General features: G+C 62.7%; 12 protein-coding genes, 1 other RNA gene and 2 pseudogenes. 5 read left to right on the top strand and 10 right to left on the bottom strand.

The window, feature by feature from the left end; all coding sequences use genetic code 11:
- Positions 1-135: 135 nt before the first annotated feature.
- The 6 genes from XpopCFBP1817_RS03105 to hrcA form a co-directional block, all read right to left on the bottom strand.
- Positions 136-1,263 (bottom strand): prephenate dehydrogenase, encoded by a 1,128-nt coding sequence (locus tag XpopCFBP1817_RS03105; protein ID WP_128415941.1) that lies wholly within the window; start codon positions 1,261-1,263, stop codon positions 136-138.
- Positions 1,260-2,168 (bottom strand): pyridoxal kinase, encoded by a 909-nt coding sequence (gene pdxY / locus XpopCFBP1817_RS03100; RefSeq protein ID WP_128415940.1) that lies wholly within the window; start codon positions 2,166-2,168, stop codon positions 1,260-1,262. Before pdxY ends, XpopCFBP1817_RS03105 begins: the two co-directional genes overlap by 4 nt.
- Before the next feature lie 265 nt (positions 2,169-2,433).
- A complete protein-coding gene (gene dnaJ, locus XpopCFBP1817_RS03095) occupies positions 2,434-3,561 on the bottom strand; it encodes a molecular chaperone DnaJ (RefSeq protein WP_128415939.1) in 1,128 nt (375 codons plus the stop codon).
- A 159-nt stretch (positions 3,562-3,720) separates the two neighbouring features.
- The gene (gene dnaK / locus XpopCFBP1817_RS03090; RefSeq protein WP_128415938.1) at positions 3,721-5,646 is read right to left on the bottom strand and encodes a molecular chaperone DnaK; all 1,926 of its coding nucleotides are present in this window, start codon (positions 5,644-5,646) and stop codon (positions 3,721-3,723) included.
- Positions 5,647-5,788: 142 nt separating this feature from the next.
- Positions 5,789-6,307 carry a nucleotide exchange factor GrpE gene (gene grpE, locus XpopCFBP1817_RS03085; protein WP_167393804.1) on the bottom strand — a complete coding sequence of 173 codons (519 nt, stop codon included), beginning with the start codon at positions 6,305-6,307 and terminating at the stop codon, positions 5,789-5,791.
- A gap of 99 nt (positions 6,308-6,406) precedes the next feature.
- The gene (hrcA, locus tag XpopCFBP1817_RS03080) at positions 6,407-7,438 is read right to left on the bottom strand and encodes a heat-inducible transcriptional repressor HrcA (RefSeq protein WP_167393811.1); all 1,032 of its coding nucleotides are present in this window, start codon (positions 7,436-7,438) and stop codon (positions 6,407-6,409) included.
- A 137-nt stretch (positions 7,439-7,575) separates the two neighbouring features.
- Here hrcA and recN point away from each other — a divergent pair, with 137 nt between their 5' ends.
- A complete protein-coding gene (recN, locus tag XpopCFBP1817_RS03075; RefSeq protein WP_128415935.1) occupies positions 7,576-9,240 on the top strand; it encodes a DNA repair protein RecN in 1,665 nt (554 codons plus the stop codon).
- A 112-nt stretch (positions 9,241-9,352) separates the two neighbouring features.
- Here the strand turns inward: recN and fur are convergent, their stop codons facing one another.
- The gene (gene fur, locus XpopCFBP1817_RS03070; protein WP_167393810.1) at positions 9,353-9,763 is read right to left on the bottom strand and encodes a ferric iron uptake transcriptional regulator; all 411 of its coding nucleotides are present in this window, start codon (positions 9,761-9,763) and stop codon (positions 9,353-9,355) included.
- A gap of 103 nt (positions 9,764-9,866) precedes the next feature.
- Between fur and XpopCFBP1817_RS03065 the strand changes: the two genes are divergently transcribed.
- Positions 9,867-10,262, top strand: coding sequence for an outer membrane protein assembly factor BamE (locus XpopCFBP1817_RS03065; RefSeq protein ID WP_128415934.1), 396 nt, complete (start codon positions 9,867-9,869; stop codon positions 10,260-10,262).
- 173 nt (positions 10,263-10,435) lie between these two features.
- Here XpopCFBP1817_RS03065 and XpopCFBP1817_RS03060 read toward each other — a convergent pair whose 3' ends face one another.
- Complete coding sequence (locus tag XpopCFBP1817_RS03060; RefSeq protein WP_128415933.1) at positions 10,436-10,711, bottom strand: RnfH family protein; 276 nt, start codon at positions 10,709-10,711, stop codon at positions 10,436-10,438.
- Between the two features lie 3 nt (positions 10,712-10,714).
- Entirely contained in the window at positions 10,715-11,146 is a 432-nt protein-coding gene (locus XpopCFBP1817_RS03055) for a type II toxin-antitoxin system RatA family toxin (protein WP_128415932.1), read from the bottom strand.
- 60 nt (positions 11,147-11,206) lie between these two features.
- Here XpopCFBP1817_RS03055 and smpB point away from each other — a divergent pair, with 60 nt between their 5' ends.
- A complete protein-coding gene (smpB, locus tag XpopCFBP1817_RS03050) occupies positions 11,207-11,710 on the top strand; it encodes an SsrA-binding protein SmpB (protein WP_128415931.1) in 504 nt (167 codons plus the stop codon).
- A gap of 132 nt (positions 11,711-11,842) precedes the next feature.
- Here smpB and XpopCFBP1817_RS03045 read toward each other — a convergent pair.
- A pseudogene (locus tag XpopCFBP1817_RS03045) lies at positions 11,843-14,294 on the bottom strand (S8 family serine peptidase).
- Between the two features lie 131 nt (positions 14,295-14,425).
- Here XpopCFBP1817_RS03045 and ssrA point away from each other — a divergent pair.
- Together ssrA and XpopCFBP1817_RS03030 are read left to right on the top strand one after the other, a co-directional pair.
- Positions 14,426-14,822, top strand: a transfer-messenger RNA (tmRNA) gene (gene ssrA / locus XpopCFBP1817_RS03040).
- Positions 14,823-15,131: 309 nt separating this feature from the next.
- Positions 15,132-15,902: pseudogene (locus XpopCFBP1817_RS03030) on the top strand (integrase); the annotation flags it as partial.
- Between the last annotated feature and the right edge of the window lie 54 nt (positions 15,903-15,956).

Raw genomic sequence — 15,956 nt, 5'->3', positions numbered from 1 at the left:
GCCAAGCGAAAGCTACTTTTAGCGTCGCCGCATCACATGCGATTTCAATCAGGCAACACGTAGTTGCTGCTTACACATCTGCAGCCTGATACCAACATCGACATCGCGCAATTGCACGCATGCCCTGCACTGCTGTTACCCAACGCGATCAGACCGCTCCAGCACCCGCCCGATGCCGCTGATATCGATCTCACTGGCAGCCTGCGCCAACGCAGCACGGTTGCTGTTCGGCTCGAATCCCATCCGGAAATGCAGCTCGCCCACCGGTGTGCGCGAGGAGTGGATGGACGACAGATTCACCCCGTGCTGCTCGAACACATGCAGCAGCGCGCGCAGCGAGCCCGGTTGATCTTCCGGCAGATACACGTTCAAGGTCAGCGGCTCGGTGAGATCGGCCAACAAGTAACCCACGCGCTCATAGGTGTAGTTGCCCGCCGCCAGCGACTCACGTTGTAGCGCCTTTGCGTTGTCGTCCAAAAATCTGCTGCGAAACTGCGCTCGCGCCGCGTCGTCGCCTTGCGCGACCAAGGCGCGCAATTCCTGCAGTTGCATTAGCAGGCGATCGAGCATCTCGCCCACGTATGGATTACCAAACTGGATGTCTTCGTAGATCGACGGATTGAGCGAGAGGATGCGCGCGATCACCGCAGTATCCAGCTCGAACGAGGCCGAGCGATACGGCATCAACGCACGCAGTTCGCCGAGCAGCGGCGCGTAGTCGCGCAAGGTGCCGGCCTGCGCCAGATGGGTGGCTTGCACCATCGCCTGCACCAGGGCCATCACGCGGTCGTGGTGCTCGGGTGTGGCGTACACGCACTCGGCCTGCAGCGCGCTAGAGAGCGTCTTGACCCACGCCGACCAACGCCGCAGACGCGCTTCACAGATCACCATCACCCGTCCCTTCAAGGTCGGCGACTTGGGCGGTGCAGTCATCGGGTGCAGGCCGACGACCTCGGCCTGGGATGCCAGCATCGCGGCAACCGGCGCCTGCTTGATCGAGGTGATATCCATCCACAACTGCGAAGCGGCGCGCGCGCCTGCAAGGGTGACATAACGCTCGATCAACGCCGCGGTGTGGCGAATCGGCGCAGAAAAAATCAGCACATCCGCACGCTGCGCCAGGGTCGCCTCGTCCATGCTACCAACCGCGGCCGGGTCAAAGCCGATCACCTCCAGCCGCATGCGCACCCGCAAAAACTGCGCCAACCATCGACCGTAGGCGCCGGCAATGCCGACGATACCGACCACCGGCTGCGCAATCATGCCAATCGCTCGACTGCGAAACGTGGCGCAGCCGCGAGCGCGGCCGGCGCAGCGGCCAGCACCTCGAACTCCTCAAAGCCCGCAGCCAGTGTCGCTTCCAACGCGCTATGCACACCGCTGAGCGCATGCCCTACTGCCTGCTCGAACGGCACACCGCGCAGCAAGAAACCGATCAACAACGCCATCAGCACATCGCCGGTGCCGGCCACATCCACCGGCAGATGCGGCGTGGCCCAGCGATACACCGCCGCGTTACTGACCGCCAACGTCACCAGCTCGCCAGCCGCACCGGCAACGCTGTGTGCAAGCACCCACTGTGGACCACGTGCCAGCAGCACGCGAGCGGCAACGATGGCGTCGTCCTGCTCAAGACTCGGCAATCCGGTCAGTCGCCCCAGCTCAAACGCATTCGGTGTCACCAGCCAGGCATGCTGCAACAGCCGCTCGGCGAACACGCATTCCAATCCGGCCTCCACATACGGGCCGGTGTGCGTGTCGCCAATCACCGGATCCAGGCAGTAACGCAACTGAGGCGCCTGCGGCAAGGTCTGCTCAAGCCAGTCGGTGAATGCCTCGCCATTGGCCAGACTGCCGAAGTAGCCCGACACCAGAATCCTCGCGCGTTGCGGCAGGCCGCGTTCGCTCGCACCCAACAACAAGTCGGCCAGCCAATCGGCCGGCAGAATACGGCCGCGCAAGGTGGCGTAAAACGGCGCATTGCTCAGCAGCGTGGTCGGCACTTCCGCCACGCGCAACCCGAGCGCACGCAACGGCGGCACCGCAGCGCTGTTGCCGGCATGACCATAAACCAGCTGCGATTGCACCGAGATCACATCGATCGGCGAAGGACCATCCGGACGCTGGCGGCGACCGTGTACGAGGTGGCTGTCGGTTGCATCGCTCATGGTGGCTGCCATCGTCGAAGGAGATGCCATCATTATCCGCGCAACTTAGGAAGCATGCTGTAGATACGCCAAGCTGCAGAAAGCGCACGTACCAGAACCGCAAGCTGGAAGATGGCACGGTTTAAGCCGGAACGACATCGAACAGCGCAATGCAGAAGCAGCGCAACACCACATTCTAGCCTGCAATGCACGCATCTCAAAAATAAAAATGGCCCGGCATGCAGCTTGCTGCACACCGTGCCATGGTTGCATCAGAACGCCTGAATCAGGACGTCATCCGATCCCAAAACCCCTTGACGCCATCGATGAACGTGGCCGACTTGGGCGAATGCTTGCGCGCATCCTCACCGGTAAAGGTGGACTCGAACTGCTGCAACAACTCGCGCTGATCGGCAGTCAGATTCACCGGTGTTTCGACCACCACGCGGCAATACAGATCGCCTTCGGTGCGACTGCGCACCGAACGCACGCCCTTACCGCGCAAACGGAACAGCTTGCCGGTCTGAGTCTCTGCCGGAATGCGGATTTCCGCCTCCCCACCAAGCGTGGCCACACGTACGGTGTCGCCGAGTGCCGCCTGCGAAATGCGGATCGGCACTTCGCAATGCAGATCGTCGCCATCGCGCTGAAAGATCGCATGCTCACGCACGCGCACTTCCACATACAGATCGCCCGGCGGTGTGCCGGCAGGGCCGGCTTCGCCCTCGCCTGCCAGACGGATTCGGTCACCGGTGTCCACACCGGCCGGCACCTTGATCGACAGCACCTTGTCTTCTTCCACGCGGCCGGCGCCGTGGCAGACCTTGCACGGATTCTGGATCAGCGTGCCGCGCCCATCGCAATGCGGGCAGCTCTGCTGCATGGCAAAGATGCCGCGCTGGATACGTACCTGGCCGCGTCCGTGGCAGGTGCCGCACACTTGCACCTTGCCGTCTTCCGAACCGCTGCCGTTGCACGGATCGCATTCGATCAGAGTAGGAATCTCGATGCGTCGCTCGATACCGGCGACGGCTTCTTCCAGATCCAGTTCCAACACGTAACCGACGTCGGCGCCACGTCGCGCAGCGCGCGGACCGGCTGCGCCACCGCCGAAAATATTGCCGAAGATATCGCCAAAGATATCTCCCATGTCTGGGCCACCCGGCCCATCGCCACCGCCCATGCCGTGCTCGAACGCCGCATGACCATGCGCATCGTAGGCGCGGCGCTTGTTGCCGTCCGACAACACTTCATAGGCTTCCTTGCACTCTTTGAAGGTCGCCTCGGCAGCCGCATCGCCTGGATTGCGGTCCGGGTGGTGCTTCATCGCACAGCGCCGATACGCCTTCTTCAGCTCCTCGTCGCTGGCGCCACGGGCCACGCCCAGCACTTCGTAGTAATCGCGTTTGCTCATAAGCGGGGATTTGGGATTCGTGATTTGAGATTCGTTGAAACACGAAAGCGGACAGCCTGTGCTGGTCCGCCTTGGCGACGCGACGCGTGGAGATATCGGGGGTGGGGCTCACACGCACAGCGGCATGCGAATCCCCACTCCCGACTCCCAAATCACGGCTTACTTCTTGTCGTCCTTGACCTCGGTGAACTCGGCGTCCACCACGTCATCGGCGGCCTTGGAAGCCTGCGCGTTGCCGCTGTTGGCGTCTGCCGCGCCACCCTGTTCTGACGCAGCGGCGGCCGCGTACAGCGACTGGCCGGCTTCTTCCAGGGTCTTGCTGCGCGCTTCTATCTGCGCCTTGTCGTCGCCCTTCATGGCTTTTTCCAGATCTGACAGCGCCGCTTCAACCTTGCCGATCACCTCGCCACCAACCTTGCTGCCATGCTCGGTGATCGAGGTACGAGTCGCGTGGATCAGGCCATCGGCCTGGTTGCGGGTCTGCACCAGCTCCTGGAACTTCTTGTCTTCTTCGCGGTTGGCTTCCGCGTCGGCGACCATGCGCTGGATCTCTTCGTCCGACAGACCCGAACCGGCCTTGATCTCGACCTTCTGTTCCTTGTTGGTCTTCTTGTCCTTGGCCGACACGTGCAGGATACCGTTGGCGTCGATATCGAAAGACACCTCCACCTGCGGCATGCCGCGCGGCGACGGCTCGATACCGGACAGGTCGAACTTGGCCAGCGACTTGTTGAAGCGAGCCTGCTCGCGCTCACCCTGCAGCACGTGCACGGTTACGGCCGACTGATTGTCTTCGGCGGTGGAGAAGGTCTGCGAGGCCTTGGTCGGGATGGTGGTGTTCTTCTCGATGATCTTGGTGAACACGCCGCCCATGGTTTCGATACCCAGCGACAGCGGGGTCACATCCAGCAACAGCACGTCCTTGACGTCGCCGGCCAGTACGCCGCCCTGGATCGCAGCGCCAACGGCCACGGCTTCGTCCGGGTTGACGTCCTTGCGCGGCTCCTTACCGAAGAAATCGGCAACCGCCTGCTGCACCTTCGGCATGCGGGTCTGACCGCCGACCAGGATCACTTCGTTAACGTCGCTGGCGCGCAGGCCGGCGTCGTTCAACGCGGTGCGGCACGGCTCGATCGACTTCTTGACCAGGTCTTCCACCAGCGCTTCAAGCTTGGCGCGGGTCAACTTGATGTTGAGGTGCTTCGGGCCCGACGCATCGGCGGTGACGTACGGCAGATTCACTTCGGTCTGCTGGCTGGTCGACAGCTCGATCTTGGCGCGCTCTGCGGCGTCTTTCAGGCGCTGCAGCGCCAACGGATCCTTGCGCAGATCGATGCCCTGATCCTTGTTGAATTCGTCGACCAGGTACTCGATGACGCGGTTGTCGAAGTCTTCGCCGCCCAGGAAAGTGTCGCCGTTAGTGGCCAGTACTTCGAACTGCTTCTCGCCATCGACTTCGGCGATTTCGATGATCGACACGTCGAAGGTGCCGCCTCCCAGGTCGTACACGGCAATCTTGCGGTCGCCGCCGTTCTTGTCCAAGCCATAAGCCAGGGCTGCGGCAGTGGGCTCGTTGATGATGCGCTTGACGTCCAGACCGGCGATGCGGCCGGCGTCCTTGGTGGCCTGACGCTGGCTGTCGTTGAAGTACGCCGGCACCGTGATCACCGCTTCGGTGACTTTCTCGCCCAGGAAATCCTCGGCGGTCTTCTTCATCTTTTCCAGCACGCGTGCGGAGATTTCCTGCGGCGCCATGTGCTTGGCATCGCTGGTCTGCACCCAGGCATCGCCGTTGTCGTGGGCAAGAATGCCGTACGGCACGTGCGAGATGTCCTTCTGCACTTCGGCGTCGGTGAACTTGCGGCCGATTAGGCGCTTCACCGCGTAGAAGGTGTTCTTCGGGTTGGTCACCGCCTGGCGCTTTGCCGAGGCGCCGACCAGCACTTCGCCGTCCTTGGTGTAGGCGACGATCGACGGCGTGGTGCGATCGCCCTCGGAATTTTCGATGACGCGGGCCTTGCCGCCGTCCATGATCGACACGCACGAGTTTGTGGTGCCGAGGTCAATACCAATGATCTTGCCCATGGATACGCTCCTGATGATTCTGTAGCTGTTTCCGGCGACGCCGGGTCTGGCTGAGATGTGGGGGTGGTGCGCAGGTGTTCAAGCCACCCGCGCGAATCTGCGTTCCGTGCGGTCGCCCGGCAGTTCAGCCGGGCACCGGCGTTCAGTCGTGTTTGGCCACGACCACCAGGGCCGGACGCAGCAGGCGTTCGTTGAGCAGATAGCCCTTCTGGAACACCTGCACCACGTGGCCCGGTGCGATGCCCTGGGCCTCGCCCTGGCTGATCGCCTGGTGCTGGTCCGGGTTGAACGGCTGGCCGACCGGATCGAGCAGGGTCAGGCCGTTGTCGGCGGCAACCTTGAGCAGCTGCTTGAAGGTCATGTCCAGGCCATCGCGCAGCGGGCTGGGCTGGCTGCCGGCGGCGGTCAACCCGGCATCCAGGCTGTCGAATACCGGCAGCAACTCGCCCAGCAGCTTGTCGTTGGCGAACTTGCGCGCGTTGTCGACATCGCGGGCGATGCGCTTACGCTGGTTTTCCAGATCGGCGCGCTCGCGCAGGGCATCGGCCTTGACCAGTGCGATCTCGCTGCGCAGCGATTCGATCTCGGCCTTGAGCGGATCGGTCTCGGGCGGGTTCTGGGACAGGTCTTCGGAGTCGAATTCGGAGTGGTCTTGGTTCATGTGCAGTTCCCGGGCAAGCGGAACGCCCGCCCCAACGTCACCCCGTATGTGGGCGCGTGCGCGCGTTTCAAGCAAAACGATCGCCCCGATCGACGCCGGTTATCGCGTTGCGGGCGTTTCCATCGCCGCGCCCAGCACCTGCGCGGCGGTCTGCACCAGCGGAATCAGCCGGTCGTACGCCATGCGTTTGTGCCCGATCACCCCCAGCACGCCCAGCACCTGACCATTGGCGACATAGGGTGCGGTGACCAGCGAAACGTCGTCCAGCGACACCATGCCGGTTTCCTCGCCGATGAAGATGCGCACGCCCGGCGCCTGGATGGTGCGTTCGAGCAACTGCAGGATCTCGCGCTTGCTGGCAAAGGCTTCGAACAGCTCGCGCAGGCGGTCCAGGTCCGACAGATCCTGCACGCCCATCAACCGGGTCTGCCCGGCCATCACCATGTCGTCCGCCTCGGCAGGCACCAGCGCCTCGCTGGCCAGGTCCACGCTGTGCGCCAGCAACTGCTCCATTTCGTTCTTGGCCATCCGCAGCTCGCGCAGCAGGCAGGCGCGGATGTCCGACAACGCGCGCCCGGCAAATTGCGCATTGAGATAATTGGCCACCCGTTCAAGCTCAGCCGGCTCGTAGGCGCGGCGCGGCTCGATCACCCGGTTCTGCACTTCGTTGTCGGCAAATACCAGAATCGCCAGCACCCGCCGCGCATCCAGCGGCACGAAATCGATATGCCGGAAGGCGAACTGCTCGCGCCGCGGCGCGCTGACCACGCCAACGAAATGGCTCATCGCCGACAGCATCTGCGAGGCGCTGCCCAGCAACGATTGAGTGCCGTTACCGCTGGCAAGCTCCGCACGCAGGCGGCGCACCTCTTCCTCGCCCGGCGGCTGCATCTGCACCAGGCTGTCGACGAACACCCGGTATCCGTGTGCGGTGGGAATACGACCGGCCGAGGTGTGCGGGGAGCTGAGCAGCCCCACATCCTCCAGATCGGCCAGGATATTGCGGATGGTGGCCGGGCTGACATCCAGCCCCGCGTGCTGAGCCAGCGTCTTGGAGCCCACCGGCTCGCCATCGCGGATATAGCGGGCAATCAGCGTCCGTAGCAGCTGGCGTGCGCGGGGGTCGAGCATTGGGGACTGTGACGCGCGCATGGGATCATCCGGTGAGACTGGGCATAGATAATCTCTGGCCCCGTGCTTGGCAAGCGCCTCATTCCCTCGCCGCCACTATCACCCTAAGCTTGCCCAAAGCGTTCACACTCGATCCCATGCTCAGACACCTCTCCATCAAGGATTTCGCCGTCGTCCGCGCCACCGAACTGGAATTCGGCCCGGGCATGACCGTGGTCTCCGGCGAAACCGGCGCCGGCAAGTCCTTGATGGTGGACGCGCTGGGCTTTCTGTCCGGCCTGCGCGCCGACAGCGGCGTGGTCCGTCACGGCGCCGACCGCGCCGAGCTCTCGGCCGAATTCCAGCTGCCCAGCGAACATCCGGGCCTGACCTGGCTGGTTGACAACGAGCTGGACGACGACGCGCAATGCCAGCTGCGCCGGATCATCCGCGCCGATGGCGGCTCGCGCGCCTGGATCAATGGCCGCCCGGTCACCTCCTCGCAACTGGCCGAACTGGCCTCGCGGCTGGTGGAAATCCACGGCCAGCACGAACACCAGGCGTTGATGGCACGCCACAGTCAGCTCACGCTGCTTGACGCCTACGCACGCAACAGCGCGCAGCGCGAACAGGTGCGTCAGGCGAGCCGGCATTGGCAGGCGCTGCTGGACGAACGCGATGCGCTGTCGGCGCAGGGCGATGTCTCCGACCGTATTGGATTCCTCGAACACCAACTGGGCGAACTAGAACGCGAAGACCTGGACCCGGCCGCAATCGCCGCGCTGGACGTCAATCACCGCCGCCAGGCGCACGCCACCGCGCTGATCGGCGCCTGCGAAAGCATCGTCCAGCACCTCAACGGCGACGATGGCGCATCGGCGCTGGGCCTGTTGCAGGGCAGCCGCCACGATCTAGCCCGCGTCGCCGAACACGAACCGCGCCTGGGCGAAGTGGACGCACTGCTGGACAGCGCCGCGATCCAGATCGACGAAGCGCTGGCGTTACTTGACCGCGTACGCGACGACCTAGACGCCGACCCGACCCAGTTAGAGGCCATGGAACGCCGGCTCGGGCGCCTGCACGATCTGGCGCGCAAGCACCGCGTGGCCCCGGACGAATTGGCCGCGCAGCGCGACCGTATGAGCCTGGAAGTGGAAAGCCTACGCGGCGCAGACGAACGCCTGCAGCAGCTGGATAAGCACATCGCGACCGCAACCGGGGCCTGGCGCAGCGCAGCGGCCACCCTCAGCGCCAGCCGCACCATCGCGGCCGAATCCTTGTCGGCCGCCACCACCACCCTGATCGGCGAGCTGGGCATGTGCGGTGGGCAATTCCTGATCCAGTTGCAGCCGCAGGAAACCCTGCGCCCGGATCCGAACGGTGCCGAGCGGGTGGAATTTCTGGTCGCCGCCAACGCCGGGCAACCACCGCGCGCACTGCGCAAAGTCGCCTCCGGCGGCGAGCTGTCGCGGATTTCGTTGGCAATTGAAGTCGCCGCACTCGGGCTGGACAGCGTGCCGACCATGGTCTTCGACGAGGTCGATTCCGGCATCGGCGGCGCGGTGGCCGATATCGTCGGGCAAAAGCTGCGCGCCCTGGGCGAAGAGCGCCAGGTGCTGTGCGTCACCCACTTGCCGCAGGTCGCCGCCAAGGGCCACGCGCACTACCGGGTCAGCAAGGCGCCGGTGGATGGCATGACCCAGAGCGCGGTCGAGCTGCTCGGCCCGCAGGCACGCCAGGAAGAACTGGCGCGCATGCTGGGCGGCGTGGAAGTCAGCAAAGAGGCCCGCGCGGCTGCACGCAAGCTGTTGCAGAGCGCGTAATCGGCCTGACTGCTGGGCGACCCGCGTCGGCATTGTCTAGGCGGCTACCGTCTGCAAACGAACAAGGTGGCCGAAGCCACCTTATCGTTGCCACCGTTGCTGCAACGCAGCTTCAGCGCGGACGCTTCTTACGCACATACAGCACCAGCGAGTGCTCTTCCAACTCGTAGCCGTGCTGAGCGGCGATCTGACGTTGCAGCGCCTCGATCTCTTCGCTTTCGAATTCGATCACGTGGCCGGTACCCACATCGACCATATGGTCGTGGTGGCCGCCGCGATCCAGCTCGTACACGGCTTGGCCGCCTTCAAAATTGTGCTTCAGCACCAAGCCGGCGGCCTCAAACTGGGTCAGCACCCGATACACCGTGGCCAGACCGATTTCGTCGCCATGGTCGAGGAGCTGGCGATAGATGTCTTCTGCGCTGAGGTGATGGTGATTGCTCTTTTGTTCGAGCAATTCAAGTATCCGCATCCGCGGATGGGTCACCTTGAGCCCGACTTTGCGCAGGTCGTGGGTTTCCATATGTTCTCCGTTCATTGGCGATTTAGCGCCAGCTGCCTTCAAACGGTCGCGGCGACCGCCGGGAGTGTATCATCGGCCTGATTTCCTCAGCACTTAATCCACGATGCGCAATCTCCTGCTGGTCGCCGCCGTTGTTCTTTCCACCGCTGGCTGCGGCATTATCTACAAGCAGCCGATCTACCAAGGCAACCTGATCAAACAGAATGCCGTGGAGCAACTGCAGGTCGGACAGAGCAAGCAGCAGGTCAACGCGTTGCTGGGTACCCCCTCGATCCCCGACCCGTTCCATGCACAGCGTTGGGACTACACCTCCACCCAGCGCGTGGACCGTCTGGCGCACACCGAGGTAAAGAATTTCGTCGTTTACTTCGAAAACGAGCAGGTCGCAAGGTGGGAAGGCGATTATTTCCCGGCCCAGGACGAGCAGCTCGCCAAGTCGGCGCCCAAGCAGTTCGGCCGTAATCTGGCACGCGAGAAGAAGAAGCAGCGCGGCCGTTGATGCGTGTGGTCAGGTGTCGATCGATGGCCTGACCGCCGCCCAAAAGTGATACCTACTAGCGGGTCACGACGCAGACTGTGTTTTTTGCTTGGCGAAAGCGCAGCTGCAGGAATTGTTGGACATTTATCTCAAAGCGCGCCCTCGCCGTGGTGCTGCCTCAAGGCTTTCGATGGCTAAACGTTGCGCTCCGCCTTCTTGCTCGGCCCCGCGCGCCGACGACGCGCCTCTTTGGGATCCAGCAACAGCGGCCTGAGCAATTCGACCCGGTCGCCATCGCGCAGCACGTGATCCGGTCGCGCGATCACCCCATGAATCGCCTGCGCTGCCAGTGGCTGATCCACCGCCAGACCAGAAGCGGCAATTGCCTCGGCTACCGTAGCGCCGTCAGGCAGATTCAGTTGCGCCGCGCTGTAGCGATCCGGCCAGGCCAGCACTACTTCGACCTGCATGGCTTACACGTCACTGCGGTCGGCAACCCGCACAAAGTCGTTGACCATGCGATCGGCCAGACCCTGAAAGCCCAGCGCCAGCGCCGGACCCAGCAGGCGCGAGCTGGTTTCCACTTCCATCGTCAAACTGACCTTGCAGGCGTTTTCGCCCAGCGACTGAAATTCCCACAGCCCCTCCAGGCGCTTGAACGGGCCGTCGCGCAGATGCATGACGATGCGTTCCGGGCGTTCAAGAAGATTTTCGGTGGTGAACCAGGTGCGGAACGAACCAAGCCCCAGATCCAGGCGCGCCACGATATGCGCCTGGTCCTGCTCAAGCACATGGGCAGCGTCGCACCAGCCAAAACGGCGCGGATAGGCGGCGATATCATTGACCAGATCGAACATGCGGGTGGCGCTGTGTTCGACCAGTGCGCTGCGACGGATGGTAGGCATTCTCTAACTTGTGAAAGACATAAGATCGTTTGAAGACACCGAATCGGCGACAATTGCAGCATGAGCAAGAAACCAGCCAAGGATAAAGCAAACCGCGCGACGGCCACGAAAACCATCGCGTTGAACAAGCGTGCGCGCCACGAATATCACCTTGAGGACCGCTACGAAGCCGGCCTGGCCCTGCAGGGCTGGGAGGTCAAGGCGATTCGCGCCGGCCGCGCCAATATCATCGACGGCTACGCCTATGTGCGGTCCGGCGAGATTTTTCTGATCGGCGCGCAGATCACCCCGCTGCTCCAGGCTTCCAGCCATACGATCCCCGAGGAGCGCCGCACCCGCAAGCTGCTGCTGCATCGGAACGAGATCGATAAAGTGCTGAGCAGCGTCGAGCGCGATGGCTACACCCTGGTGCCCACCGCGCTGTACTGGAGCAACAACAAGGTCAAGCTGGAAATCGCACTGGCCAAGGGCAAGCAGAATCACGACAAGCGCGACGCTGCCAAAGACCGCGACTGGCAGCGCGACAAGCAGCGCGTGATGCGGCGGCATAACCGTGATGCGTGAATTGGGAATCGGGAATCGCAAGCGCTGGGTTGCTGCCTGCTTCGGGCTTAACTTAGCTTCTGCACGAGCACAAACTGGCTCGGCGCGCGGCATCTTAGCTTTTACGATTCCCGATTCCCCACTCCCGATTCCTCACGTCTTCCCGAGCATACGCATCAAATTCGGCACACCGCTCCCCTGCACATAGCGATCGCGTTGGAGGTCAGTGCTGGTCTCCAGCAACAGCTTTTTGACCCGATCCGGGAAACCGATGAACTCGCGGCGCGCCGAGAGGAATCCGGCCAGTACGCCGGAGACGTGCGGTGCCGCCATGCTGGTGCCGCTCATCTCCACCATCAGGCTGGCCGCATCGTTCGGGTCGAAGTCGTAATAGGCCGAGAGGATCTTTTCGCCCAGCGCGACCACATCCGGCTTGCCGCGGCCATCGGCGGTCGGGCCACGCGAAGAGAAGTACGACACGCCGTAGTTGTGCGGGCTGCTCTTGTGCACCGAGCCGACAACGATGACGTCTTCCAGATTGCCCGGATCGCTGATGGATAGATTCATGTTGGCCGGATACGCATCGCCATCGTTACGCATCAACCACGCCATGCCCTCGTTGCCGGCCGCGACTACCACCAGCACGCCTTGCCGCCATAGCCTGCGCAACTCGTTGCACAACGGCGTAAAACCGCAGCCGTAACTCTCCGGGTCGAAGTAACCGCCTAGGCTCAGATTGACGCCGTGGATGACCAACTCGCCCGAGCGTTCGTTGATCTCCGCCACGTGCTGCACCGCCTTGATCATCCAGGAATCGCGGCCGTTTCCGGTGTCGTCGAGCACCTTGAAACCGTACAACTGGGTGTCGGGTGCCATGCCGGCAAACTCCAGTGGCCTACCGGGATCGCCCTGCGCATCCGGAATCACTGCGCGAGATTGGCCGGCGATGATGCCGGCGATATGCGTGCCGTGCCCATGCCGATCCAGCCGGGCGAATGCGTCGCCCTCTGTGCGCGTCAGTCGCTTGGCTGCGCCACGCCGCGTGCAATCCCACTGCGCCACCACGCTGTCGCGCTCGCCCTGCACAAAAAAATGCGGGTGACTGGCCGCGATGCCGGTATCCAGCACCGCCCAACCGATCTGCTGCCCACGCGCACGGTACGCCGTGCGCGCAGCATCGACATGCAGGACGTTGCCGGAGACGTTGATCAGCGCGCGCTTGCCGGCATCGCGCCACACGCGCCGGAATCCCAAGGTACGGTAGCGGTCCTGCAGCGATTCGATCTCGAAGCGCGTCAGCCGCGCAGAGACAAAACGCTGCAAGCCGTCTTCCAGTTCGATCGCCTCATCCAACGCTTCGCCGCTCAAGCCAGTGCTGCGTGCAGCGGCCTCGCGTAGCTGCGCCAACAACAGCGCACGTGTCGCGGCAAGATCGTTACCCAGCAGAAGTCGATCCAGTTCGATCAACACTTCGTGCCGATACTCGGACCCGTGTGCTTCGAGTTGCTCGCTGAGATCCTTGATCAACACCGCGTTGGAAACCGGCTGATCGAAGCCAACCCCCGCCGCCTCGCGCACCGCCGCGCGCACCTGCGGAATCGACAGATAGCCCGAGCCCGAATGCGGGTTGTGCTGCCAATCCGGATTCAAGTGCGCGCCCGAGAGGTTTTCGAAACGCCCCTTCGCATTGGCGATGTCGTCGCTGAGATCTGGGTACAGCGCGATCGGATCATGTGTTTCGGCAACATTGATCCAGCGCAGCACGCACTCGGGAAACGGCAGCTTGCGCGTGCCTGTCCAGCGTTTGAACATGCTGCGTACCTGCGGCAAGCCGAGCGGCGAGCCAATGGTCAGAAACAATGTGACCTTGCAGTCTGCGGCCTGCAGCTGGCGCAGCACATCAAAGGCGATCATCGAGCCCTGGCTATGCGCAACCACCACAAACGGCCCGCCGCCCGAGCGCAAGCGCTGCGCCAGGCTCTCACGCATCAAAGCTGCACGCTGGGGCACGAAGAACAGATCGTGCACATCCTGCAGCAGCGCGGCAGCGATCAGGCGCAGCAGCACGCGGTTGATCGCATCGATCGGGCCTTTCGCCTGCACGTCACCCGCAGATGGGATGACAGACGCGGCGTCTAACTCGTCCAGCAACCGATGCAGATCGGTGCGTTCCTGCTCGCTCTGCGCCAAGGCGTCGGCGAGCAGATGCACATCTTGCTCGCCCGGCACCAACCCAAGCGTACTCAAGGCGCGCTGCACGCTCTGATTTGAGTGCAGGGCCGACATCGCGCGCATCGCAGCTGCCCGGCTCGGCAACCGGATAACGCACGCGATTGACCCAGTACGCCAAGCGCGTGCGTTCGCCCATCGGCCGCCCGAACAAGGACTTGTCCCACTGGCAGCGCAACACCTCGCCAGGCGGTTTGTTGCCGATGCCATGGATGTAGATCACCGTACGCGCCGTACCTTGCACGCGACTCTTTGCAGTGGCCTGCGGCTGCGCAATGCGCGCTGTACGTTTGCGCGCGGGCTGATCGGTGCTGGTCGCTGGTTTGCGGGGCGCTGCACGCACCGACCTTGGACGTGGGGGCTTGCTGGTCGCCATCGCTTAACTCATTCATTTACAGATTTTTCTGTACGGAAATGAAACCACTGTAAGCGCTGCGTCTATCACCACTTGTGACAGGGCGCGCCAATCCTTACACTTGAAATGTCAGCGTTTTGATGATTTCCCCGGGGGGTGCACTGGTTTCGACGGGGGTCGCGAAGTCGCTTGGCGCATGCCGAGGGGGCAGCTTTCCTCGTTAATCCAGCAGCAAACTTTTAGTTGCCAACGATGACAACTACGGTTCGGACTACGCTATCGCCGCTTAACTGGCTTTAGTTTTAGTTCTATAGCCGCCTAAGGCGAACCCCCGAACCTACTTGTGCCCGTGCTCGTAGATGTAGGGTCATTATCACGGAACCGTCGGTAGTGGCTGCCTGTCAGCTACCGGTTAGATAAAGCAGGCTGGTTTCCAGGTGCGCTTTGCCAACCGTGCTGCCTGGAAATGAGATCTAACGGGGGGCTAAGCATGTAGTGCTGGGGATGGAGTGCTTCCGGACGGCGGTTCGATTCCGCCCACCTCCACCATCTGATCGCGGAAAAGAGCAGTAAGTGCTTGATTCTGCGAAGGTTAGGCCCGGGGTTTGATGTTCAGTTTGAGCCTGCATTAGGTATCAAACGAGGTATCAAACCCCGTGCCGAAGCCTTATTTTCTGCGCCGCCCCGCTGGGCTGTATGTGCGCTTCTTCGTCCCGACCGACCTGCAAGCCCTCATTGGCTCGCGCTACCTTGTCCGTCCCGTTCGCTTGACCCTTTGGTGATGCTGCCCGTCTGGCCGTGGCACGAACTGCTGTGGCACTCTCGGAAGCATTCGATCAGATGCGGCAAGGAGCGGGCATGCGGGACGATTTGCTGAGCCAGGCGCTGGCCGCGTTGCAAGGGAACGAAGCCCGCCCCTACACCATCAAGGTCGGTGGCGTGGAGCTCTCTGCCAACGGAGCGGACGATCATGCTCGGCTGCTGGACGCACTGAAACACCTCCCTCTTCAGCAACTGGCTTCTGTGAAGAGCGCCGGACCGCTGCTGTCAGAGCGCGCCACCATCCACATCAGTGAAATGCGGCGCGTGGGGCGAAGCGCGAAAAACGTGCTTGATACCGAGCACAGCCTGGGTCTGTTTGTGGCGCTTGTCGGCGACAAACCGGTCGAGGACTACAAGACCGATGATGTCCGAAAGTTCCTGGATGCCCTCGAACACTACCCGAGCAACGCCACCAAGAAGGCGGTGTTCGCCGGCCTCACCCCTGTCGAAATCCTGAGCAAGGCGCGGCAAGGTGGTCATGAACTGCTGAGCATGCGCACCAAGGAAAAGCATCGGGATCGTATTGCGTCCTTCTTCAACGCCTTGGCGAACGAAGACCTGATTAGCAAGGCGCCTCACAAAGCCATCCTCAATCGCGCCAAGTCGCTCACCGATGAGCCGAGTCGTGATCCGTTTAGCCAAGCCGAGCTTGAAGCGCTGCTTGAACTGAATGCGTTCACTTCCTGGGCCAGCAAGTATTCACATCGGTGGTTTGGCACGCTGTTGGGATTTGCGACCGGTGCTCGGGTCAATGAGGTCGCCCAGCTCTATGTCGACGACATGAACCGCTCCGGGAATATGGGAGGCTGTTTGGTTTGAGTCACGCCGCTTCGGCGTAACCGGCCGGCCTGTTGTCGATAG

The sequence above is a fragment of the Xanthomonas populi genome (assembly GCF_002940065.1).
GTDB classification, from domain to species: Bacteria; Pseudomonadota; Gammaproteobacteria; order Xanthomonadales; family Xanthomonadaceae; genus Xanthomonas; species Xanthomonas populi.
This window is presented reverse-complemented; position numbering and strand designations above follow the sequence as displayed.